The 22,646-nt window shown below is 33.9% G+C and carries 20 protein-coding genes; 5 read left to right on the top strand and 15 right to left on the bottom strand.

What is annotated here, in order from left to right; all coding sequences use genetic code 11:
- Positions 1-67 precede the first annotated feature (67 nt).
- The 12 genes from ftsA to NQQ59_RS22075 form a co-directional block, all read right to left on the bottom strand.
- Positions 68-1,477, bottom strand: coding sequence for a cell division protein FtsA (ftsA, locus tag NQQ59_RS22130; RefSeq protein WP_144215324.1), 1,410 nt, complete (start codon positions 1,475-1,477; stop codon positions 68-70).
- A gap of 6 nt (positions 1,478-1,483) precedes the next feature.
- Positions 1,484-2,206 carry a cell division protein FtsQ/DivIB gene (locus tag NQQ59_RS22125; protein ID WP_144215325.1) on the bottom strand — a complete coding sequence of 241 codons (723 nt, stop codon included), beginning with the start codon at positions 2,204-2,206 and terminating at the stop codon, positions 1,484-1,486.
- On the bottom strand, positions 2,193-3,542 hold the full coding sequence (murC, locus tag NQQ59_RS22120; RefSeq protein WP_144215326.1) for a UDP-N-acetylmuramate--L-alanine ligase: 1,350 nt from the start codon (positions 3,540-3,542) through the stop codon (positions 2,193-2,195). The genes NQQ59_RS22125 and murC overlap by 14 nt, the downstream gene beginning before the upstream one ends.
- 142 nt (positions 3,543-3,684) lie before the next feature.
- Entirely contained in the window at positions 3,685-4,773 is a 1,089-nt protein-coding gene (gene murG, locus NQQ59_RS22115) for an undecaprenyldiphospho-muramoylpentapeptide beta-N-acetylglucosaminyltransferase (protein WP_144215327.1), read from the bottom strand.
- Between the two features lie 43 nt (positions 4,774-4,816).
- Positions 4,817-6,127 carry an FtsW/RodA/SpoVE family cell cycle protein gene (locus NQQ59_RS22110; RefSeq protein ID WP_144215328.1) on the bottom strand — a complete coding sequence of 437 codons (1,311 nt, stop codon included), beginning with the start codon at positions 6,125-6,127 and terminating at the stop codon, positions 4,817-4,819.
- 79 nt (positions 6,128-6,206) lie between these two features.
- Entirely contained in the window at positions 6,207-7,538 is a 1,332-nt protein-coding gene (gene murD, locus NQQ59_RS22105) for a UDP-N-acetylmuramoyl-L-alanine--D-glutamate ligase (protein WP_144215329.1), read from the bottom strand.
- Positions 7,539-8,771, bottom strand: a complete 1,233-nt coding sequence (gene mraY / locus NQQ59_RS22100; RefSeq protein ID WP_144215330.1) for a phospho-N-acetylmuramoyl-pentapeptide-transferase — start codon at positions 8,769-8,771, stop codon at positions 7,539-7,541.
- Positions 8,772-8,842: 71 nt separating this feature from the next.
- Positions 8,843-10,306, bottom strand: coding sequence for a UDP-N-acetylmuramoyl-L-alanyl-D-glutamate--2,6-diaminopimelate ligase (locus tag NQQ59_RS22095; RefSeq protein ID WP_144215331.1), 1,464 nt, complete (start codon positions 10,304-10,306; stop codon positions 8,843-8,845).
- A complete protein-coding gene (locus NQQ59_RS22090) occupies positions 10,303-12,309 on the bottom strand; it encodes a penicillin-binding protein (RefSeq protein WP_144215332.1) in 2,007 nt (668 codons plus the stop codon). Before NQQ59_RS22090 ends, NQQ59_RS22095 begins: the two co-directional genes overlap by 4 nt.
- Complete coding sequence (locus tag NQQ59_RS22085; protein ID WP_144215333.1) at positions 12,300-12,647, bottom strand: FtsL-like putative cell division protein; 348 nt, start codon at positions 12,645-12,647, stop codon at positions 12,300-12,302. The genes NQQ59_RS22090 and NQQ59_RS22085 overlap by 10 nt, the downstream gene beginning before the upstream one ends.
- 22 nt (positions 12,648-12,669) lie before the next feature.
- Positions 12,670-13,578 (bottom strand): 16S rRNA (cytosine(1402)-N(4))-methyltransferase RsmH, encoded by a 909-nt coding sequence (gene rsmH / locus NQQ59_RS22080; RefSeq protein ID WP_186296586.1) that lies wholly within the window; start codon positions 13,576-13,578, stop codon positions 12,670-12,672.
- Positions 13,553-14,026 carry a division/cell wall cluster transcriptional repressor MraZ gene (locus NQQ59_RS22075; RefSeq protein ID WP_035691746.1) on the bottom strand — a complete coding sequence of 158 codons (474 nt, stop codon included), beginning with the start codon at positions 14,024-14,026 and terminating at the stop codon, positions 13,553-13,555. The genes rsmH and NQQ59_RS22075 overlap by 26 nt, the downstream gene beginning before the upstream one ends.
- A 377-nt stretch (positions 14,027-14,403) precedes the next feature.
- On the opposite strand from NQQ59_RS22075, the gene NQQ59_RS22070 reads away from it, so the two are divergent.
- The 3 genes from NQQ59_RS22070 (at position 14,404) to NQQ59_RS22060 (ending at position 16,604) form a co-directional block, all read left to right on the top strand.
- On the top strand, positions 14,404-15,168 hold the full coding sequence (locus tag NQQ59_RS22070; RefSeq protein ID WP_144215335.1) for an alpha/beta fold hydrolase: 765 nt from the start codon (positions 14,404-14,406) through the stop codon (positions 15,166-15,168).
- Between the two features lie 43 nt (positions 15,169-15,211).
- Positions 15,212-15,844, top strand: a complete 633-nt coding sequence (yihA, locus tag NQQ59_RS22065; protein ID WP_144215336.1) for a ribosome biogenesis GTP-binding protein YihA/YsxC — start codon at positions 15,212-15,214, stop codon at positions 15,842-15,844.
- A 121-nt stretch (positions 15,845-15,965) separates the two neighbouring features.
- Entirely contained in the window at positions 15,966-16,604 is a 639-nt protein-coding gene (locus NQQ59_RS22060) for a hypothetical protein (protein WP_144215337.1), read from the top strand.
- Positions 16,605-17,526: 922 nt separating this feature from the next.
- On the opposite strand, the gene gldC is transcribed toward NQQ59_RS22060, so the two are convergent.
- Positions 17,527-17,862 (bottom strand): gliding motility protein GldC, encoded by a 336-nt coding sequence (gldC, locus tag NQQ59_RS22055; RefSeq protein WP_186296587.1) that lies wholly within the window; start codon positions 17,860-17,862, stop codon positions 17,527-17,529.
- Positions 17,862-18,821, bottom strand: a complete 960-nt coding sequence (gldB, locus tag NQQ59_RS22050) for a gliding motility lipoprotein GldB (RefSeq protein WP_144215338.1) — start codon at positions 18,819-18,821, stop codon at positions 17,862-17,864. The genes gldC and gldB overlap by 1 nt, the downstream gene beginning before the upstream one ends.
- A gap of 99 nt (positions 18,822-18,920) precedes the next feature.
- Here gldB and nadE point away from each other — a divergent pair, with 99 nt between their 5' ends.
- A complete protein-coding gene (gene nadE, locus NQQ59_RS22045) occupies positions 18,921-19,727 on the top strand; it encodes an NAD(+) synthase (RefSeq protein ID WP_144215339.1) in 807 nt (268 codons plus the stop codon).
- 93 nt (positions 19,728-19,820) lie between these two features.
- Complete coding sequence (locus NQQ59_RS22040; RefSeq protein ID WP_091492550.1) at positions 19,821-20,450, top strand: response regulator transcription factor; 630 nt, start codon at positions 19,821-19,823, stop codon at positions 20,448-20,450.
- Between the two features lie 92 nt (positions 20,451-20,542).
- Here NQQ59_RS22040 and dnaG read toward each other — a convergent pair whose 3' ends face one another.
- Positions 20,543-22,612: a DNA primase gene (gene dnaG, locus NQQ59_RS22035; protein ID WP_144215340.1), complete on the bottom strand. Its 2,070-nt coding sequence runs from the start codon at positions 22,610-22,612 to the stop codon at positions 20,543-20,545.
- Between the last annotated feature and the right edge of the window lie 34 nt (positions 22,613-22,646).

Here is a 22,646-nt window from a genome sequence, read left to right as displayed (position 1 = left end):
TTCTTATTTAGTACATTTTTTACTTCTTGACTTGGGGCAAGAAAGTAATCCTTTTCTTTTATTCTAATTATTCTGCGTTGTCTAAAAATTCTTTGATTTTGTCGACATATCGATCAAAAAATGATCTTCTTATTTTCGTTTCAGTAGATTCATCTCTTGAAGCTCTTTGAGATACTGCCTCTCTAGTTTCTTCAATAGTCTCTACTTTTTCAACGTAGTTTTCTTCAACTTCGTATCGCTGCACTGGCGGAGGAACATTTTTATAAACAACTTTTGGCTGTTCATTTACCAATTCAAGCCTAACAGCACTTTGCGAACTGTTTTCGATACTGTTCATTACCAATCCAACCGCTGTTGCAAATAATGGACTAGAAATTTCTTCTCCTGAGTTTCCAGCCAAATGCTCGTTTGGATATCCAATTCTAGTGTCCATTCCTGTAATGTATTCCACCAATTGTTTGATGTGCTTTAATTGCGCACCACCACCGGTTAATACAATTCCAGCAATCAGTTTTTTTCGAGGATCTTCGTGTCCGTAAGCTTTTATTTCTGCAAAAACCTGCTCTACAATTTCCACAACTCTTGCATGGATAATTTTAGATAAGTTTTTAAGCGAAATTTCTTTTGGCTCTCTTCCTCTTAAACCTGGAATCGAAACAATCTCATTGTCTTTATTTTCACCTGGCCAAGCAGATCCAAATTTGATTTTAAGAAGCTCAGCTTGTTTTTCAATAATCGAACATCCTTCTTTGATGTCATCTGTAATTACATTTCCTCCGAAAGGAATTACAGCGGTATGACGAATGATACCATCTTTGAAAATAGCTAAATCTGTTGTTCCACCACCGATATCGATAAGTGCCACACCAGCTTCTTTTTCTTCCTGACTTAAAACCGCATCTGCCGAAGCTAATGGCTCTAATGTCAATCCAGACAATTCAATTCCTGAACTCTGAATACATCTTCCAACATTTCTGATTGAAGAAGCCTGCCCCACTACAACGTGAAAACTAGATTCTAATCTTCCGCCATACATTCCGATTGGCTCTTTAATTTCAGACTGTCCGTCGATTTTAAATTCCTGAGGTAAAACGTGGATAATTTCTTCTCCTGGTAACATCGCCAGTTTATTTACCTGATCAATTAACAGTTGAATATCATTTTCACCAATTACTTCTTCAGGATTATTTCTGCTGATGTAATCTGTATGCTGAATACTTCTGATGTGTTGTCCGGCAATACCCACAACCACATCTTTGATTTTGTATCCTGAATTATTTTCCGCTTCGATTATCGCTTGTTGAATCGATTGAATCGTTTGCGTAATGTTGTTTACTACTCCTCTGGCAACACCCAAACTTTTGGATTTACCAATGCCCAAAATCTCCAACTTACCATACTCATTTTTCTTACCAATCATGGCAACGATTTTGGTTGTTCCAATATCTAGACCTACTGCAATATTATCTTTTTCCATTTTCTATTATTTAGTGCAAACTACTTGTTCCGTAAACCTAAGGTCAATTTTTTTGTATTTGTATAACGTACTATCTAAAACTGCTTTTTGAAAAAACGCTTTATAGTTTCTAAATTTCTTATCAACATTCATCGTTCTTCCGAAATCTATGAAGTAATCATAGTTACGATTAAACATTTTTAAGCTTCCATTCGGCATAATTTCGATTGCAATGATGTTTTTTCTCAAAAACGCATCGTCGTAAATTGTGCGAAATAAAGCTGCTAAATCTTCGTTATTTTTTTCATTAATTGCCCCTGAAACAAGAGGAACTCTCGCAGTGAAATTGTCAGACAAGGGCATTTTATTTCCCTCGTAATCAATATAAAAAGAGGCGCCGCCGTCATAAACTCTTGCTATGGGCGTCTTCTGTTTTACTACTGCTTTTAGAACTCCGTCGATACTTACAAAAACGTTTGACTTCTCAATCATCTCTTGTGTATCGAGGGTTTTCTCTATCTTATTCAAATCTACTTCATCTTTTCTAATACTGGAAGCGTCTCTTTTATTTTCTATCAACAATTTATTAACCGTTTCCGGCTTCACAAAAAGCGTATTTTCTCCTACAAAAACAACCATCGATTTTTTCAATTTTCGATCACCATTTCGATGTTGTGCGAAAGAATACAAAAACAAAACCAGTCCGAAAATAAGTACTAATCTTACGTTTGCCCAATTAAATACTTTCATTTAAAATCTTTTTAATTGACGGAACCATCTCTCCCAGATCACCAGCTCCAATTGTTACAATAATAGGTACATCACTGGCTTTGATTTCACCTAATAAATCTTCTTTTGCAACAATTTTTTTGTTCGTATTTGTCATTTTACCCAAAAGCCACTCAGAAGTAACTCCTTCCATAGGAAGCTCTCTTGCAGGGTAAATATCCATCAAAAACACTTCATCAAATTGTGATAAGCTTTCTGCAAATCCGTCAACGAAATCTCTTGTTCTGCTGAATAAATGCGGCTGAAAAATAGCCAAAACTTTACGTCCTGGATATAACTCCCTAACCGCCTGATGAACAGCATTGATTTCTGTTGGATGATGTGCGTAATCATCAATATATACTAAATTTTCAGTCTTAATCTGATATGAAAAACGTCTTCTAATTCCGTTGAATGAAGCAATGGCTTTTGCAATAGAATCGGTCGGGGTGCCGAAAGTCTTAGCCATTGCAATAGCCATCAATCCATTCATCAAATTGTGTCTTCCAGGCAATCCAAAACGCAAATCCTTCATAATTTCTGATGGCGTTTGCACATCAAAAACATAAGCCCCATCTTCAATGCGAACATTAAAAGCCTTGAATACAGCATCTTCATTTACAGCACATTGAATTCCCTCTAGAGGCAATTCTTTTGTAATGAAGAGATTATTTTTATCTTCAACTTTGGAAGCAAATTCTCTAAAAGAAGCCTGAATCGCATCACTTGTTCCATAAATATCCAAGTGATCGGCATCCATAGAAGTTACACAGGCGATATCTGGACGTAAATGCAAAAACGATCTATCAAATTCGTCCGCTTCTACAACCGTTACTGTTTTACCACTTCCAATTAAATTTGAATTATAATTTTCAACAATTCCACCAATAAAAGCCGTTACATCTGCACCACTTTGAAACAAAATATGTCCCAAAATACTAGACGTTGTTGTTTTGCCATGTGTTCCTGCAACTGCAAAACAAAAAGTATCTTTACTAATAATTCCAAGAACTTCAGCACGCTTTTTAACCTCGTAATGTCTTTCTATAAAATAATTCCATTCTGAATGTGTTTTTGGAACCGCTGGCGTATAAATTACCAACGTGTTCTCCACATAATAATCTTTTGGAATCAAGTTTATATCATCTTCAAAATGAATATCAATCCCACTTTCAATCAATTCATTAGTTAGCATTGAAGGCGTTTTGTCGTAACCTGAAACTTGTTTTCCAATAAATTTGAAATAACGAGCCAGAGCACTCATTCCGATTCCTCCGATACCAATAAAATAAACGTTCTGTATTTGATTTAAATTCATTTTTTATTCGCTTTAAGCATTAAGCTATAGGCATTAAGCCCCTAACCTTTATCTTTATTACTTAATCTTTTGTATTCTTTTAAACTTTGTCTTCTTTTTAGTAGGCTCAAAGCTTAAAGCTTATTGCCTATGGCTTACAGCCTTATCTAATCAACTTCACAATCTCCGCTACAATAGCCTGAGTTGCTTTTGGCATTGCCAGTTTTTTAATATTATCACTTAACTGTTTCTGTTTTCCCGAATCTTTCAGCAGCGCTTCAAAAACAATGCTAAATTGCTCTTCAAGCTCAGATTCTTTCAACAAAATCGCTCCTTTTGCATCAACAATTGCCTGTGCATTTTTAGTTTGGTGATCTTCAGCAACATTCGGTGACGGAATAAAAATTACTGGTTTGCCAACAATACACAATTCCGATACTGACGAAGCTCCTGCACGTGAAATAATTATATCAGACGCCGCATACACAAAATCCATTCTTTCAATAAAATCAACCACTTTTACATTTGGTTGATTGTATTTTTTATATTCTTCAAAATATAATTTCCCACATTGCCAGATTACCTGAACCTCTTGAGAAAGAAAATTTTGTAATTCTTTTTCAATTAACTGATTGATTCTTCTCGCTCCTAAACTTCCTCCAAGAACCAACAGCGTTTTCTTATTCGGATCTAAATTGTAAAAAGCAATTGCTTCGTCACGTTTACTTTCAATATCAATTAAATCCTGACGTACTGGATTTCCAGTTAAAACAATTTTCTCTTTTGGAAAAAAGCGTTCCAAATTTTGATACGCCACACAAATTGCATTTGCCTTTTTACTCAACAATTTGTTTGTAATTCCAGGAAAAGAATTCTGCTCTTGCACCACAGTTGGAATTCCTGCAGCTCCTGCCGCTTGCAATAAAGGTCCGCTGGCAAAACCACCTGTTCCGATTACTACATTTGGTTTAAATTTTTTAATAATTCTTTTCGATTCCAATAAACTACTTGCCAGTTTTAGCGGAAACATTAAATTTTGCAAAGTCAATTTTCGCTGTAAACCCGCAATCCAAAGACCTTTTATTTCATAACCTGCTTGAGGCACTTTCTGCATTTCCATTTTATCTTTGGCACCTACAAAAAGAAATTCAGCATCAGGAAATTGTAATTTCAACTCATTTGCAATAGCAATCGCAGGATAGATATGCCCTCCTGTTCCTCCTCCGCTAAGTATGAATTTATACTTTGTCATCTTTCTAAAAATTACAACTTTTTAAAAAATTCTTATATTTTAACTATTTATTCAAAACCGCATTCATCGGATTTCTTGAATTGTCTTCTATCGAATAAGCTGGCTCTTCATCATATATTTCTTGAGGAATTACATCATCTTCTGCTAATTCTTTATCTATCAATCGCTGTAAAGCCTCTTTTCGTTTTTCTTTTTCGAGTTTCTCTTCAGCGATTTCTTCTTCTTTTTTCGTTACACTAATAATAATTCCAAGTCCTAAACAAGTCATCCAGATCGAACTTCCCCCGCTACTTATTAATGGCAATGTTTGTCCTGTTACTGGCAGTAATTCAACCGCAACAGCCATATTAATCATGGCTTGAAATATCATCGGAAATCCGACACCTACAACGACTAATTTTCCAAATAAAGTTGGTGCTTTATGAGATGCAATTACAAATCGGAACAAAAGCAATAAATACAGAATTACAATTGAAACCCCTCCAACTAAACCATATTCTTCCACAATAATGGCATAAATAAAATCGGAAGAAGATTGTGGCAAAAAGTTTTTCTGAACACTTTTTCCTGGCCCTAATCCTCCAAGTTTTCCAGAGGCAATTGCAATTTTTGCTTTTTCTATCTGATAATCATCTTCGTCTGGTTTGTCTGTGGTAAAATTTGTAATACGACTTTCCCAAGTTGAAACCCTACTAAAAAATCTTGAATCCGGAAAAGCCTTAGCTACCAAAAGGAAAAATGCCAGCATCGCAATTCCTGAACCAATAATAAATCCGATATATTTTAAAGGATATTTTCCAATGAACGTAAGCATTAAAACCATCGCAAAAATCAACGCTGTAGTTGAAAAGTTGGCTGGCAAAATCAATATTAAAGTGATAAATACCGGAATCCAAAGTTGAATTAATGAAGTCTGAAAAGGTTCATTTTCTTCTTTGGTTTTAGATAAATATCGCGCTACATAAATGAACAAAACAATTGCCGCAAGAGTTGATGTCTGAAACGTAATTCCAATAAAAGGAACTTGAATCCAACGACTCGCATTTGCTCCTGCAATTACAGTTCCTTTCAACAAAGTATAAAGCAACAAAAACCAAACAATCGGCAATGCAATTTTTGAAATCGCTCTAAAATAATGATAAGGCACTCTATGAACCCAGTAAATAATCAAGAAACCAATACAAATATGAGCCAAGTGTTTTAACAAATATCCCAAAGTATTTCCTGTTCCATGACCGATATAAGCCAAATTACTACTTGCACTAAAAACAGGCATAAACGAAAACAATGCCAATAAAGCCACGAACGACCATATTACCCTATCTCCCTTTAGTTTGTTTACCAACTCCTTCATTTGCTTTCTAGTTTCAAGTTTCTTTTGTTTCAGGTTTCAGGTTCCTCCTAACGTGAAACCTGAAACTTGAAACCTTTACCTACAAGTTATGTACAGCTTGCTTAAATTGTTTTCCTCTGTCTTCGTAGTTTTCAAATAAATCAAAACTTGCACAAGCTGGAGACAATAAAACAGTATCACCTTTCTCTGTTAATCTTTGAGCAGTTTTCACTGCATCATTCATATTATTTACTTCAACCATAATATCAACAACGTTTCCAAAAGCATCAATAATTTTACGATTATCGATTCCAAGGCAGATAATTGCTTTTACTTTTTCACGTACCAATGACATTAATTCGTTGTAATCATTTCCCTTATCAACACCTCCTACAATCCATACTGTTGGCGCATTCATACTGTCTAAGGCAAAGAAAGTAGCATTTACGTTAGTTGCTTTTGAATCGTTGATATATTGAACGTTTTGTATTTTCAATACTTTTTCTAAACGGTGTTCAACACCTTGGAAATTAGATAGACTTTCACGAATTGTTGCATTTCTAATTTGCATCAATTTAGCTACAGAGCTTGCTGCCATTGCGTTTTTCATATTATGTTTTCCTTCTAACGCAATGTGTTCTGTATCCATTGTAAACTCTTCTTGGTTGATCTTAATTTCCATTTTGTTGTTATTTATAGAAGCCCCTTCATCGAATGTTTTGGTCAATGAAAAAGGAATTAATTTTGCTTTTGTTTTATTATTTTTTAACCATTCTGTACTTGCTTCATCATCTGCATCATAAATGAGATAATCGTTTTCGGTTTGGTTCATTGTTATTCGAAACTTCGAATTGATATAATTTTCATATTTATATTCATATCGATCTAAATGATCCGGACTAATATTGGTTATTATCGCAATATCTGGTCTGTAATTTATAATTCCGTCTAACTGAAAACTGCTTAATTCAAGAACGTAGGCATCATATTTATTTTCTGCTACCTGCCAGGCAAAGCTCTTTCCGATATTTCCTCCCAATCCCACATTTAATCCTGCATATTTCAGCAAATGATGTGTTAGCATTGTGGTGGTCGTTTTACCATTACTTCCAGTAATTCCGATTGTCATTGCTTCTGTGTAAGGAATCGCAAATTCAATTTCCGAAATCACCTTAATACCTGCCGCAATAAGTTTTTTTACTATCGGAGATTTGTCTGGAATTCCTGGACTTTTCATCACCACATCAGCATTTAGAATTAAATCTTCTGTATGCTGCTCTTCTTCCCAAGCTATTTTATTAATGATAAGAACTTCTTTATAACTCTCTTTTATCTTTCCGAAATCAGATACAAAAACTTCATACCCTTGTTTCTTCCCGAGGATCGCGGTCCCTACTCCGCTTTCTCCTCCTCCTAAAACTACTAATCTCATTTATCTTAATTTTAGGGTGATAATTGATAAAATGGCCAGCATTACAGCAACAATCCAGAAACGAGTTACAATTTTACTTTCATGATATCCCTTTTTCTGGTAATGATGATGAAGTGGCGCCATCAAAAAGATCCTTCTACCTTCACCAAAACGCTTTTTCGTATATTTAAAATAAAACACCTGTATAACCACTGAAGCACTTTCTGCCAAGAAAATTCCGCAGAACAAAACAATTAATATTTCTTTACGAACTGCAATTGCCAAAACCGCGATAATTCCTCCGATAGTCAAACTTCCTGTATCCCCCATAAAAACAGATGCCGGATAGGAGTTATACCAAAGAAATCCGATTAATGCTCCAACAAAGGCCGATATAAAGACCGTCATTTCTCCCGAATTGGGGATATACATAATATTCAGATAATTGGAAAAAATAATATTTCCTGAAACGAATGTAAATATCCCGAGGGCGAGGACGGATATTGCCGAGGTTCCCGCTGCAAGTCCGTCGATTCCGTCAGTTAAATTTGCTCCGTTTGAAACCGCTGTGATGATAAAAATTACAACTGGAATAAAAACCAACCAAGCCCATTTCTCATAACCGTCTCCCATGAAAGACAATACTTCAGCATAATCAAACTCGTTATTTTTTACAAAAGGAATTGTTGTCGCTGTAGATTTTTCTTCAACACCTGCCGGCATAATTACAGTCGAATTTACAGCTGTTTTAAAAAGATCTGTACGACCAGTATCCGTTCTCACCGTCACGGCTGGATTAAAATAAAGAACTGCTCCAACAATAATTCCTAAACCAACCTGTCCAATAACTTTAAATATACCTTTAAGACCTTGTTTATCCTTTTTGAATATTTTGATATAATCATCCACAAAACCAATGGTTCCCATCCACAACGTGGTCACAATAAGCAATACGATATAAATATTATGCAATCTTGCAAATAACAAAACTGGAACTAGCGTGGCAAAAATGATAATTAATCCACCCATTGTTGGTGTACCTGCTTTTTCGTTCTGACCTGCAAGACCAAGTTCACGTACTGTTTCTCCAACTTGTTGACGGCGTAAAAAGTTAATTACTCTTTTACCATAAATAGTAGACAAAAGCAACGAAAGCATAAATGCCAAAGCTGACCTAAATGTGATGTACTGGAAAACTCCTGTTCCAGGAATATCCAATGTTTTATCAAAATATTCGAATAAATAGTACAGCATATTTTTTTATTTTTTAAATCCCAATTTTGAAATTCCAAATTCCAATTCTGGTGGTATTTGAACTTATTTTTTTATTTATTTAATTGACCTAAAATCTCTTTTATTGTTTCCATATCATCAAAATGATGACGAACACCATTTATTTCCTGATAGGTTTCATGTCCTTTTCCTGCAATCAGGATAATATCTTTTGCTTCTGCCAATTGACAAGCTGTTTTAATTGCTTGTTTTCTATCTGTGATTCGAAGCATTTTTTTATAATTCTGAGGTTCAACTCCCTGCTCCATTTCATCCAAAATAACTTCTGGATCTTCATTTCTTGGATTATCTGAAGTCAATACCGCTTTATCACTTAAATCTGAAGCGATTTTTGCCATAATCGGACGTTTCGTTTTATCACGATTCCCTCCACAACCAACAACCGTAATTAATTGTTCGTTTTTGGTACGAATGTCATTTATCGTTTTCAAAACATTCTCCAATGCATCTGGTGTATGCGCATAATCAACAACAGCCGTAATTCCTCCATCTGATACGATATACTGAAAACGCCCCGAAACACTCTCTAAATCAGACAACAAACGCAACGCTTCAAGACTATCAATTCCAAGCTCTACAGCGGTTCCATAAATCGCTAAAACATTGTAAGCGTTGAAAGTACCAATCAGTTTTACCCAAACTTCATTGTCGTTAATTTTCAATAATAATCCAGACAATTGGCTTTCTAAAATCTGCGCTCTATAATCTGCATATGATTTTAAAGCATAAGTCAGTTTTTTTGCAACTGTATTTTGCAACATTACCGAACCATTTTTATCATCAATATTTGATAAAACAAACGCTGATTTTGGAAGTGAATCAAAAAATGACTTTTTAACGTCTCTATATTCAGCAAATGTTGGATGATAATCTAAATGATCATGTGAAAGATTCGTAAAAATTCCTCCCACAAAATGCAACGCTTCTGTACGTTTTTGGTGGATTCCGTGTGAACTTACTTCCATAAAACAATGCGTCACTCCAGCTTCAATCATCTCATTTAAATAATGATTGATTGTTAAAGAATCTGGTGTTGTATGCGTTGCAGGATATTCTGTTTTATCGACTACGATTTTTACAGTTGATAATAAACCAACTTTAAAACCTGCTTTTTGAAACAATTGAAACAATAAAGAAGCAATTGTAGTTTTACCATTTGTCCCCGTTACACCAACTAATTTTAATTTTGCAGAAGGATCTTCAAAATAATTAGCCGCCATAAAAGCCAAAGCCGTATTGGTATCTTTTACCTGAACATAAGTTACTCCATCAACAGTATTTTCAGGAAGAGCATCACAAATAATTGCTTTTGCACCTAACTGAATAGCTTTTTCAATGTAATCATGCCCATCTGAAAGTGAACCACGAATTGCTACAAAAACATCATTTGCTTCTACTTTACGTGAATCAAATTCAATTTTATTGATAGCAGTTTCTGTTGAACCTTTTACAGATTCAATAGCTACTTTGTATAATATGTCTTTTAATACTTTCACGATAATTCTAATACAATTGTTGTGTTTTTACTAATACTGCTCCCCGCTTGGATCGATTGATTTTTCACTTTCCCCATTCCATTTACTTTTACTTTCAAACCTAAATTCTCTAGTAAAGCAATCGCGTCCATTCCAGGCATTCCTTTTAAATTTGGAATCTGGTTTATTTTTTTATTGGCCTCTACAGTATATTTATTATAACTATCATCCTGTTTTGGAATTCTAGTATCTAATTTTTTAATCGTATTTGTTGAAGGCGCGTCTGTAAAAATCTTTTGAGCAATTCTTTTAAAAACCGGCCCTGCAACGTCTGCTCCGTAATAATTATTTTTTGACGTATTGGGTTTATGAACCACTACAATACAAGAATATTTTGGATGATCTGCTGGAAAATATCCTGCAAATGATGAAGCATAATACATTCCTTCTCTTCCTGCTTTACCATAATTCACCATAGCCGTTCCTGTTTTTCCTGCCATCGAAAAATCTTTCGAGTACAACTTAGAACCTGTTCCTTTTTTTACAACATTTTCTAAAACTGCTTTAACTTTCTTAAGCGTTTCAGGCGAACAAACTTTTGGATTTATAACTTCAGTATCAAACTTTTTAATCGTTTTATTCCATTCCTTAATTTCTGAAACAAACTGTGGTTTTACCATTACACCATTATTCGCAACTGAATTATACAATGTAAGAGTCTGCATCGGTGTCACTGAAACTGAATATCCAAAAGCCATCCATGGAAGCGAAATTCCTGACCAGCTTTTATCTCCAGGATGCGGAATAATTGGTCTTCCTTCTCCTTTAAAATGCAATCCCAAAGTTTTATCTAAACCAAGTCTTCTGATGTGATTTACAAACTTTGATGGATTACTTTTATAATTATCATAAACCGCCTGAACCATTACTGTATTTGACGAAAGCTCAAATCCACGCGCTAATGAAATTTTTCCGTAACCGCCATGATGCGAATCACGTACAGATCTTCCATAATATTTAACTACACCATTATGACTATCATAAACCGTACTTGTATCAGCAACCTTGTCTTCTAAAATTGCCATTAAATCGACCAATTTAAAAGTCGATCCTGGCTCATGAGATTCTGCAATTGCATAATTTGTAGTTTCAAAATACGATCCGTCTTCTGCTCTTCCTAAATTTGAAATCGCTTTTACATGCCCTGTTTGTGTTTCCATAACCACCACACAACCATGATCTGCTTCGTAATCTTCCAATTGTTTCAACAAAGCGTGATGTGCGATATCTTGAATAAAAACATCTATTGTCGAAATTACATCGTAACCGTCAACTGGATCTACCTCGTTAACATCACGAATAGGTTTCCATTGTCCTTTTGCGATTTTTTGCTTTAAAATCTTACCATCTTTTCCATTCAGGTAATTTTTAAAAGCCCATTCAATTCCTTTTCCAACTTCTACTCCAGTAGCTGGATCAATTTTATCGTAACCAATAGTTCTTTCAGCAATTTTACCAATTGGATGTTTTCTAACGGTTTCTTGCTCAACAATAATTCCGCCTTTAAAAGCACCTAACTTGAATAATGGAAAGTTTTTAATTTTCACATATTCTGTATAACTCAACTTGCGAGCGATCAAATAATAACGATTTTTATTCTCGCGCGCTTTTCTTAATTCTTTTTCGTAATAACCTGCTGGCCTATCCAAAACAGTTGCTAGAGAATCCGAAAGCTGTTTTACATACTTTTCAAACGTTTCTGTTTTCGGTGCTTTTGCATCAAAACGAATCTCGTAATTTGGAATTGATGTTGCTAACAAACTTCCGTCAGCAGAATAAATATTTCCTTTGTTGGCTGGAATTACGAAGTTTCTAACAGTACGCTGTTTTGCCAGTTTTCTGTAGTAATCTCCATCAACCCATTGAATATTGGTCAATTTAACGACAATAGCAATTGCCATCACAAAGATGAAAACTGCTACGAGGTAAATTCTGTAGGATATATGTTTATCTTCTACTGCCATATTCTTTTAAAGAAACTTTTTTCTTCTTCTTTTTTAACTTCTATTTTTACTGGAGGAACTGTCGACGGAAAGATTTGTTTTTCTAACATTTTATCCGAAATAGTTGACTCCATTTTTAACTTCATCAATTCTGAACGTCGATCTACAAATTCGGATCTTAGCTCTTTTGTTTCATTATTTAATTTAGCGATTTCAAAAACTTTCTGTTCGTATCGCTGTGTATTAGCAATCATCAAAATGGCCAGCAGAATGATAAAGACGATAAATCGCCAGTTTTTTACTGCATCTTCATGAATCAGAAATCTTGCTTTTAATATGCTAAATACACCACCTTTCATCTTTTTTCTACCTTAATATATATTATAGCTTTTCTGCAACTCTTAATTTGGCACTTCTTGCCCTATTATTAATTTTGATTTCTTCATTATCTGGAACAATCAATTTTCCAATTGTTTTGAATGGAACTGAAAAGTTTCCGTAAAAATCTCTTTCTGGTTCTCCTTCAAACATTCCGTTCTTGATAAATCTTTTCACCAAACGATCTTCTAACGAATGATAAGAGATTACCGAAAATCTTCCTCCTGGTTTCAAAATCTCTAATGACTGCTCAATAAATTCTTTTAAAACATCCATTTCCTGATTTACCTCGATTCGGATTGCCTGATAAATCTGAGCCAAAACTTTGTTTCGAACTTTCTCCGGCAAAAACTTTTTCAGAACATCTTTCAATTCTTCGGTTGTTTTGATTGGATGATCTTTTCTAGCTTCTACAATTGTTCTTGCTAAAACCGGTGCGTTTTTCAACTCCCCATAATCAAAAAAAACACGACGTAAATCCTGTTCTTCATATTCGTTAACCACTCGATAAGCATTTAAATCATTTTTCTGACTCATCCGCATATCTAACTCGGCATCAAATCTGGTAGAAAAACCTCTCTCCGGAACATCAAACTGGTGTGATGAAACTCCCAAATCTGCCAAGATTCCATCTACTTCTTTTACTCCGTGAAAACGTAAAAATCTTTTTATGAACCTAAAATTCTCATTTATTAGTGTAAACCTTTCGTCTGGCAATGCATTAGCAAGCGCATCTTCGTCTTGGTCAAATGCAAACAGCCTTCCGTTTGGCCCTAATCTTCTTAAAATCTCTTTTGAATGACCACCGCCTCCAAACGTAACATCTACATACACTCCGTCTGGTTTAATATCTAAACCATCAACTGTTGGATGAAGCAAAACCGGATTATGATATTCCATCTTCGTCGTCATTAATATTTCCCATTACTTCTTCGGCTAGATCTGCAAAATCCATATCTTCGCCGCTTATTGATTTTTCGTATAAATCTTTATCCCAAATCTCCACAATATTAACCGCAGATGAAAAAACAACATCTTTAGAAATACTTGCAAACGTTACCAAATCTTTTGGCACAAGCAATCTTCCTAATGCATCAACCTCAACCACTTTAACACCAGCAGTAAACCTTCTAATGAAATCGTTGTTCTTTTTCACAAAGCGATTAAGCTTGTTGATTTTTTTCATCATCGCATCCCATTCTACCATCGGATACAATTCTAAACACGGCTGAAAAACAGAGCGCTTCAAAACGAATCCGTCTTGAAGAGACGCAGTCAATTGCTTTTTCAAAGGCGCAGGCATCATCAACCTCCCTTTAGCATCGACTTTACACTCATATGTTCCGACAATTGTGTTCAAAAAAACTAGTTAACATGTTATACAGCAAAAATATAAAAAAAAATACCACATTTTACCACTTTATACCACTTTGTTAATAAGTTTAACCACTTTACTACCACTTCTCATAATCCACAATCAATCAATACCTTAACTATAAATTAACAGATTCTTAAATCCGTTATTCATTCAAAAAAATAATGCGCTAATTTTCTTAAAAAATTGATTATAATGCACATTTCTTAACATTTGAGTATTTTAACAAAAACACGTTTTATTACTGATTTTTAATGATTTACAAATTCTACTCAAATTATCTAGTTAAAAAATCGCGTCAAAAATTCATTTTTGTTTATTTAACCCTATATTTGTCGAAATTGAAATTGGCATTAGATTAGATGGACAAACACTATAAAAAAGAAGGCAAATACAGCTATTTTGAAGCTGGAGAAGGAACTCCAATCGTTATTCTGCATGGTTTAATGGGAGGCCTTAGTAACTTTGATGGTGTAGCACAATATTTCCCGACGAAAGGATATAAAGTTGTTATCCCAGATTTGCCAATATATACTCAAAGTATTTTAAAAACGAACGTAAAAAGTTTTGCGAAATACGTAAAAGACTTTATCACTTTTAAGGGTTTTGACAAAGTAATTCTTCTAGGAAATTCTCTTGGAGGACACATTGCATTATACCATACAAAACTTTATCCTGAAAAAGTTGCAGGACTTGTAATCACCGGAAGTTCTGGACTTTACGAAAGCGCAATGGGAGACAGTTATCCAAGAAGAGGCGATTACGAATACATCAAAAAGAAAGCTGGAGAAGTTTTTTACGACCCAAAAATTGCTACTCCTGAAATTATTGATGATGTTTATGCTACTGCCAATGATCGCATCAAATTAATCAAAACCTTAACGATTGCTAAAAGTGCAATTCGTCATAATATGGCTAAGGATTTGCCAAAAATGGACGTTGAGACTTGTATTATTTGGGGTAAAAATGATTCTGTAACACCGCCAAATGTAGCAGAAGAATTTAATAAATTACTACCCAATTCAACATTATATTGGATTGATAAATGTGGGCACGCCGCCATGATGGAACATCCAGATGAATTCAATGTAATTCTGGAAAAATGGCTTACCGAAAAGAATTTATAAGCCATAAATTTTATTTTTTAAGGAGGTTTTAAAAAGAAGGAACATGAAAATTAACACCGCCGAATTTATTGTCAGCAATTCTGATGCATCAAAATGTCCGAAGGATTTTTTACCAGAATATGCTTTTATAGGAAGATCAAATGTAGGTAAGTCATCATTAATTAATATGCTTACCAACAACAAAAGCTTGGCTAAAACATCTGGAAGACCAGGAAAAACACAACTAATCAATCACTTTAAAATCAACAACAATTGGTTTTTGGTCGATTTACCTGGTTATGGTTATGCTAAAGTTTCAAAAAAAACAAAATCAATTTTCCAACAGTTTATTACGGATTATTTTGAAAACAGAGAACAATTAGTTTGCGCTTTTGTTTTGATTGATATTCGCCATGAAGCTCAAAATATTGACATCGAATTTATGTCTTATATGGGCGAAAGCGAAATTCCATTTTGTATTATTTTCACAAAAGCGGACAAAATCAGTAAAGTGAAAATCGATTCCCATATTGCCGCTTACAAAAAACAAATGTACGCGAATAACTGGGCCGAAATGCCACAATATTTTGTTACCTCTTCTACAGAATCAATCGGAAAAGAAGAACTTTTGTCTTACATTGACGAAGTAAACCAAGAAGTCTTTAAAAGTAACAGCGGGTTTTTAAATTCTATTTAAGACATAAAAATTCCACACATAAAAATTCTAAATTCCAATCATTACGATTGGAATTTTTATTTTACAGAAAAACCTTAACGAATTGTTTTTTAATTATATTTGAAGCAAACCAAATTAACCAATGAGCAATTTTAAATCAATCTGTTTTACTTTTTGCATTTCCTTTCTATTACTATTTTCTTCTTGCCAATCCGCGCACTATGTATTAACCACCGGACAACGAACCGGAGTTGATTTTTCTTCTGGAAAATGGCTTCTCAACGAATTGGATTGTCCAAAAAATTCTAAAGACAAATTAACCGAAGAATCTTTAAAGTTCTTCAGAAAAAACGTGGGCGACCGTGTATCTTACATTCACGACGTTAATGGATTATTGATTACGAGAAAGATCAATTTAAATCCGAATAGTGTAAAATTAAAAGAACTAAAAGACGGAACTGGTTATGATTTCTTTATCAATATTTCCACAAGAAAAAACAAAAGCGATTTATCTTCCATTGAACTCTATCAAAACGATTACGGATCAGAAAGAAACGAAGCTTCGGTTATTTTGGAAATATACGATTTGAATCTGCAACAGATTATTTACTCTCAAAATGTTGTCGGAATTACGAATAAAGGAAACACAAAATCGATGTGGGAAACCCAAAAATCGGATAAACTCATAGACAACATAACGCTTTATAAAAATTCAAACGCATTAATGACAGGCGCCTTAAAACGTATTTTTAAAGACTTAAAGAAAAGATCAGTAAAATAATGTGCTGAAAATATTCAAATAAAAAAAATCCAAATTCCAATTTTTAGTCTGGAATTTGGATTTTTTTATTTATCTAAATTTCTTGTTTAAAGTTTTCCATTCCTTAAAAATCAAAAACTGATATAAGATGTAAAACAACGAATTAAAAAACCAGAAGTCAAGTACAAATGGCTCTGTAAATAATATTGACTCTGTATTACCACTCAAAAAAATAGTTGAACTACTGACCAAATAAATGATTAGTCCGTTAGAGAAATATATATAACTAGATTTGAAATTTTTAAAATTCTGTATCAAATAGATTAACGCATACACAACCAATAGTACCGAAGTCACACCAATTTCAAGCAGATTAAATCTCCAATAAAGATCAGGAGTTTTATAATATTGAATTGCCAATAAAATCAAAACTGCTACCAGAAAAAAAAGAATTGCTTTTTTCAAAACAGGACTTGGCAATAAGCTTCGAAAAAATATACTCAAAGCAATAAACTGGAAAATAAAGTAATAGTGGGAAAGGAAAAAATTAGATCCTGGAGCATAAAAGCCGATAATGTTGCAACATAATTCGTTCACGAACAAACAAATCAAATAGACCATTAGTATAGTATAATGGATATCTTTGTTTTTTCGTGTCTTATAAAAAGAAATACTGTTTATCAGTAAGAAAAACAACCCTACAAGACTTACCAGAAATGGGAACAACATATTATTTAAGAAAAGTAATTCTACTTCGCGAAAGTAATCTATTAAAACAAATCGATTGTAGATTTTAAGATTAAATCCGCTTAAAAGCCTAAATTGAATACTATTTTTGAATAAAAAACTGAAAATTCTGACTCCAATTCTTAGTTTAAATCAATAAAAAAATCCAAATCCCAGACTAACCGGAATTTGGATTTTAAATCTCTGTATTGAAATTTTATTGTTTTGTAAGCTCTAGTTTTTCTGCAAAGTAATCACAGAAATCTTTCATGGTATCTGCCATTTTTTCGTCATCCGTAGCACGTTTGAAAGTATCTGACATAGCCACTAAAGTCTGGTGAAAGAAAATCTTCATTTCGTCTACCGGCATATCTTTTGTCCACAAATCAATACGCATGGTTTCTTTTGCTTTGCTGTCCCATATAGACAACATAATTGCTTTTGCTTCTTCGGCCTGTACACCGCCGTCTTGCGCGCTCCAAGTTAACTTTTCGGGAACACGGTTTTCATCTAATTCTATATTGAATTTAATCTCTGAGTTTATATTTGCCATTATTTCTTGGGTTTATATTTTGATTTTTCGAAGATTTCTTTTGGCTCAGTTTTAAATAATTCAGCCAAAGAAACATTACTATTATTTTTCATGTAAGAACGTACCATCTGCCATCCGATCCATGCACCAATACGGCCGGGAGAATCATTATCAATTTCAAGGAAAAATTTTGAAAAGGGAGCTGGTGCTATAAATCTTGTCGTTAATTTAGGATCATCACTGTAAAGCATTTCATTCTCTATAAAGTAGCGCCATATATACGCTTCATTTTCTCCACACCATTTGATTTGCTCCGGCGTATAACCCATTTTATCTGCATCAGAATAATCTGGAAGAAGCAAATCTTTTGCGTAAAGCTGTTTTCCTTCAAAGATCATTTGCGATACTAAATTTTTATCACGAGAATTTGGAATATTTCGATAAGAAAAACTAGAAACCACGTCTGGCATTATTTGCTTTTCTTCAAAATTCTGTTTCAGGTAATTTGGAAACTCATAAAACTTATGTTCTTTTCCCAAATAAAGTTCCAATGCCACAATTACCAAACTGTCTGCATAAATTGCCTTTGCAGTATAATCCATCTCTCCGATCACGGTAATCACTTTCGGGATTTTAGTTTTCGGAAAATAATACTTTACATGCTGAAAAAGAGCATCGAACTCTTTATGAACAGGTTCAAAATTTCCGTATTTTTTTTGGACTTCTTCATACACTTCCTTCCAAATCGGATCATTCATTTTCTGAAGCCACACACTATCATCATTTCCAGCAGGAAAGAAAAAAGGATATTGCTTTTTAACCTTTGCCAAATCCTGAGGTTTTGTTTCAAAAAACACCTTGTCAAAACGTTCTACCTTAATGTCTACAGGTATTTCTTCTACTTCTTTTTCTACCTTAGATTTTTGGTCGCAAGACAAAAAAAACAGGCATAGAACCACTGCAAAGCGATAAATTTTCATTTTATTTTAATTAGATTTGTGTTACCAGAACTTAAAGTAAATGTATACTTGAAATAATTATGCAAATATACATTCCTGTATTTTAAAACTTAAACTATTATGGCTAAAAAAAGCACAATTCAGACAGAAAAAGTAAATACGCATATTGTAAAGTGGCTAAAAAATTATGCGACTAATGCGAAAGTAAATGGTTTTGTAATCGGAATCTCAGGTGGTGTAGATTCTGCTGTTACCTCAACTTTATGTGCACAGACAGGACTGAAAGTTTTATGCGTAGAAATGCCAATTCATCAGGCAGAAAGCCAAGTTTCAAGAGGAAGAGAACATATTGAACAACTAAAAAAACGTTTCTCAAATGTTTCAGATGTTCAAACTGATTTGACTGCCGTTTTTGAAGCTTTTAAAAGTGCTGTCCCTAAAACAGATGATACAGCAAAAGTAAATTTAGCGCTAGCAAACACAAGAGCTCGTTTAAGAATGACATCTTTATATTATTTAGCTGGTCTTCATGGATTATTAGTTGCCGGAACAGGGAACAAAGTGGAAGATTTTGGTGTAGGTTTTTACACAAAATACGGAGACGGAGGTGTCGATTTAAGTCCAATTGCCGATTTAATGAAATCTGATGTCTACGCTTTAGGAGAATTTTTAGAAATTCCGCAATCAATTTTAACAGCTGCACCTACAGACGGATTATTTGGAGACAATCGTACAGATGAGGATCAATTGGGAGCAAGTTATGATGAATTAGAATGGGCAATGTTAGCCGCGGAGTCAGGAAAGACGGCACCTGATTTCGAAGGAAGAGAAAAAACAGTCTTCGAAATTTATAAACGATTAAACACCAGCAACAAGCATAAAATGGAAGCAATTCCTGTGTGCGAAATACCAAAAACGTTAAAATAATTTTTTTTAACATTTGTCAGCTATAAACTACAGAATTTATTTATTAATTTTACAGTTCCAAAAACATGAACAATTCTAAAAAAGGTAAAAATTATGATTAAAGTATGTCTAGCAGACAATCATCCTGTTACGCACTTTGGCGTTAAGTCTTATTTTAAAGACCACGATCAAATTTCAATTGTTGCCAATGTCGGCAATTTTTCAATGGTTAGAGATATCCTTCAGACGAAGGAAATCGACATTCTAATATTAGATTTAGAGTTAGAAGGCCTTTCAAGTATCTTTGAAATCAAATCAATCCTGAAAAATTTCCCAAAAACAAAAATTGTTATTTTCAGTGATCTTGCGGAGCAAATGTACGCTCCAAACGCAATTAAAGCAGGAGTTTCCGGGTATGTACACAAAACAGAAAAACTAGAAACACTAGGACATTCTATTATTAAAGTACAAGAAGGAAAAATCATCATCAACGAAACAGTACGCAAAAACATGGCCCTTATTGCGAAACAAAGCAAAAGCGAGCGTCTGTACAGAAAACTTTCTAATCGCGAGATTGAAGTTTTACGTTACTTAAGTGATGGAAAGAAAAACAATGAAATCTCTAAAATCTTAAACCTGAACGAAAAAACGATCAGTACTTACAAATTAAGATTATTGACTAAATTAAATGTTACTAATTTAGTTGACTTAGTAAACAAAGCTAAGACTTTAGAAATTATTTAATTCTAAATCGGAAAACTTAAGATTTAAGTTTCTCAAAACCTTTTATAAAACTCTATCTTTTTGATTTCTCAAATAGATAGAGTTTTTTCTTTTTAGTGATATGGAACTACTACGCGACCTAATTTCTTCGAAAAATTATTCAACAGTTTAGAATAGTCCACAACCATACCTAAAACTTCCGAATTATCTTCTTGCGGATCATTCAAAAGTGAATTTTTCAATTCTGCAATGATTCCAGAAACCAAATACCATCGCATCGAAAAAATAGTATCTGAAACATTCTGTTCTATGGTTTCACTTTTATGTTTCGGAAAAATATTCTGTCCTTCCCAATTGTGAATGGTCAATCTTTCATCTTCCATCAAAATATTGGTTACTTCTTGAGCAAATTCAGGCTCTAAATGCATCAAATATTTATCTAAACTAAAAGTCTCATTTTGGTTATAGAAATCAATAATATTACTGTAAATATTCTGAAACAAAGCATTAGACAATTCTACCTCATCTTCCTGAAGACTTAAATATATTTTTTGAAATACTTTATATTCTCGTTTTTCAGAAACTTCTTTTACATTCCCTTCTTCATCGGCTTTTAAATAAACATCTTCAAAATTCTCTACGACACTTCCGTATAAAAGGAGAATTTCAATAATTTTTCTTTCAAAGCCATCCAAAATATTAACCTTTTCTGCTTGTGGCACTTCTGGAGGATACCCATAATCACCAGGATAATCATCTGGCGGTCCCGTTCTTGGATCTTCCGGATCTCCTCCTGAAAAAGTACCTCCTTGCGGAGGTTGATTTCTAACAACTTCAAAAGGTCTTTGTTCTTGCTTTTGCTTTTTATTAGCGTCTGCAATATCTTTTTGAATCAATTGTGCTAATGTGCTTGTCAAAACCTGCTCCGAAATATCCATGATTCGTGCACATTCCTGAATATATACTTCTCGCTGAATACGATCTGGTATTTTAGAAATACTCGCCACCATATCACGAATTAAATCGGCTTTTTTTATGGGATCGTTTTTTGCTTCTCCCATTAAGATAGAAGCCTTAAACTGTATAAAATCTTTACTGTTTTCTTCTAAATAAGAAACCAATGCATCATGCGAATTTTTACGGGCAAAACTATCTGGATCTTCTCCGTCAGGAAAAGAACAAACTCGAACATTCATTCCTTCTTCCAGAATCAAATCGATTCCTCGAATAGAAGCTCGTAAACCTGCTGCATCTCCATCAAAAAGAACCGTAATATTTCGTGTTAAACGATTTATTAAACGAATTTGATCTGGTGTTAAAGCAGTTCCAGATGAAGCCACAACATTTTCTATTCCAGCTTGACTAAACTGAATAACATCAGTATAACCTTCAACTAAATAACAGTTATTTAGTTTGGCTATAGATTGCTTGGCATGATAAATCCCATAAAGCACTTTACTTTTATGGTAAATATCACTTTCTGGAGAATTCAGATATTTTGCAGCCTTTTTATCATTGGTTAAAATACGTCCTCCAAAACCTAAAACACGCCCCGACATACTTTGAATCGGGAACATCACACGTCCTTTAAACCTATCAAAAGGACGATCTTCTCTTGGAATGGTTAAACCTGTACTTTCTAAAAATTCTAATTTATATCCTTTTCCAAGGGCTTCTTTCGTCAAAGCATCCCAAGTTTCTGGAGAATATCCTAAATTGAATTTTTTGATTGTTTCGTTGGTAAATCCTCTTTCTTTAAAATAAGATAACCCAATTGCTTTTCCTTCTTCAGAATTAATCAAAACATCCTGAAAATATTTGGCCGCAAATTCAGAAACCAAATACATACTTTCACGAAGATCTGTGTTTGCTTTTTCAGCTTCGGATTGTTCGGTTTCTTCTATTTCAATATTGTACTTTTTTGCTAAATATCGAATAGCTTCAGGATAAGTAAACTGGGAATGCTCCATTAAGAATTTAACAGAATTCCCTCCTTTTCCCGTACTAAAATCTTTCCAGATTCCTTTTGCAGGCGAAACCATAAAGGAAGGAGAACGCTCATCTGAGAACGGACTCAAACCTTTAAAATTACTTCCTGCGCGTTTTAAATTCACAAAATCGCCAATAACCTCCTCTACGCGAGCAGTTTCAAAAACAGAATCTATGGTAGTTTGTGAAATCAAAATGTATTCAAATTTTAAAAGTTGAGAGCTTGCA

The sequence above is a fragment of the Flavobacterium panacis genome, from assembly GCF_024649945.1.
Taxonomy (GTDB): domain Bacteria; phylum Bacteroidota; class Bacteroidia; order Flavobacteriales; family Flavobacteriaceae; genus Flavobacterium; species Flavobacterium panacis.
Note: the sequence above shows the minus strand (reverse complement) of the source record. Positions and strands in the feature narration are given on the sequence as shown.

Coding starts and splice junctions, on each gene's coding strand:
- gldC (WP_186296587.1), bottom strand. CDS start 17,862: ATGGCAAATATAAACTCAGAGATTAAATTCAATATAGAATTAGATGAA.
- nadE (WP_144215339.1), top strand. CDS start 18,921: ATGGCTAAAAAAAGCACAATTCAGACAGAAAAAGTAAATACGCATATT.
- gldB (WP_144215338.1), bottom strand. CDS start 18,821: ATGAAAATTTATCGCTTTGCAGTGGTTCTATGCCTGTTTTTTTTGTCT.
- NQQ59_RS22060 (WP_144215337.1), top strand. CDS start 15,966: ATGAGCAATTTTAAATCAATCTGTTTTACTTTTTGCATTTCCTTTCTA.
- rsmH (WP_186296586.1), bottom strand. CDS start 13,578: ATGACGACGAAGATGGAATATCATAATCCGGTTTTGCTTCATCCAACA.
- NQQ59_RS22110 (WP_144215328.1), bottom strand. CDS start 6,127: ATGAAGGAGTTGGTAAACAAACTAAAGGGAGATAGGGTAATATGGTCG.
- NQQ59_RS22125 (WP_144215325.1), bottom strand. CDS start 2,206: ATGAAAGTATTTAATTGGGCAAACGTAAGATTAGTACTTATTTTCGGA.
- NQQ59_RS22040 (WP_091492550.1), top strand. CDS start 19,821: ATGATTAAAGTATGTCTAGCAGACAATCATCCTGTTACGCACTTTGGC.
- murG (WP_144215327.1), bottom strand. CDS start 4,773: ATGACAAAGTATAAATTCATACTTAGCGGAGGAGGAACAGGAGGGCAT.
- NQQ59_RS22090 (WP_144215332.1), bottom strand. CDS start 12,309: ATGGCAGTAGAAGATAAACATATATCCTACAGAATTTACCTCGTAGCA.
- mraY (WP_144215330.1), bottom strand. CDS start 8,771: ATGCTGTACTATTTATTCGAATATTTTGATAAAACATTGGATATTCCT.
- murD (WP_144215329.1), bottom strand. CDS start 7,538: ATGAGATTAGTAGTTTTAGGAGGAGGAGAAAGCGGAGTAGGGACCGCG.
- ftsA (WP_144215324.1), bottom strand. CDS start 1,477: ATGGAAAAAGATAATATTGCAGTAGGTCTAGATATTGGAACAACCAAA.
- yihA (WP_144215336.1), top strand. CDS start 15,212: ATGAAAATTAACACCGCCGAATTTATTGTCAGCAATTCTGATGCATCA.
- NQQ59_RS22085 (WP_144215333.1), bottom strand. CDS start 12,647: ATGAAAGGTGGTGTATTTAGCATATTAAAAGCAAGATTTCTGATTCAT.
- NQQ59_RS22070 (WP_144215335.1), top strand. CDS start 14,404: ATGGACAAACACTATAAAAAAGAAGGCAAATACAGCTATTTTGAAGCT.
- murC (WP_144215326.1), bottom strand. CDS start 3,542: ATGAATTTAAATCAAATACAGAACGTTTATTTTATTGGTATCGGAGGA.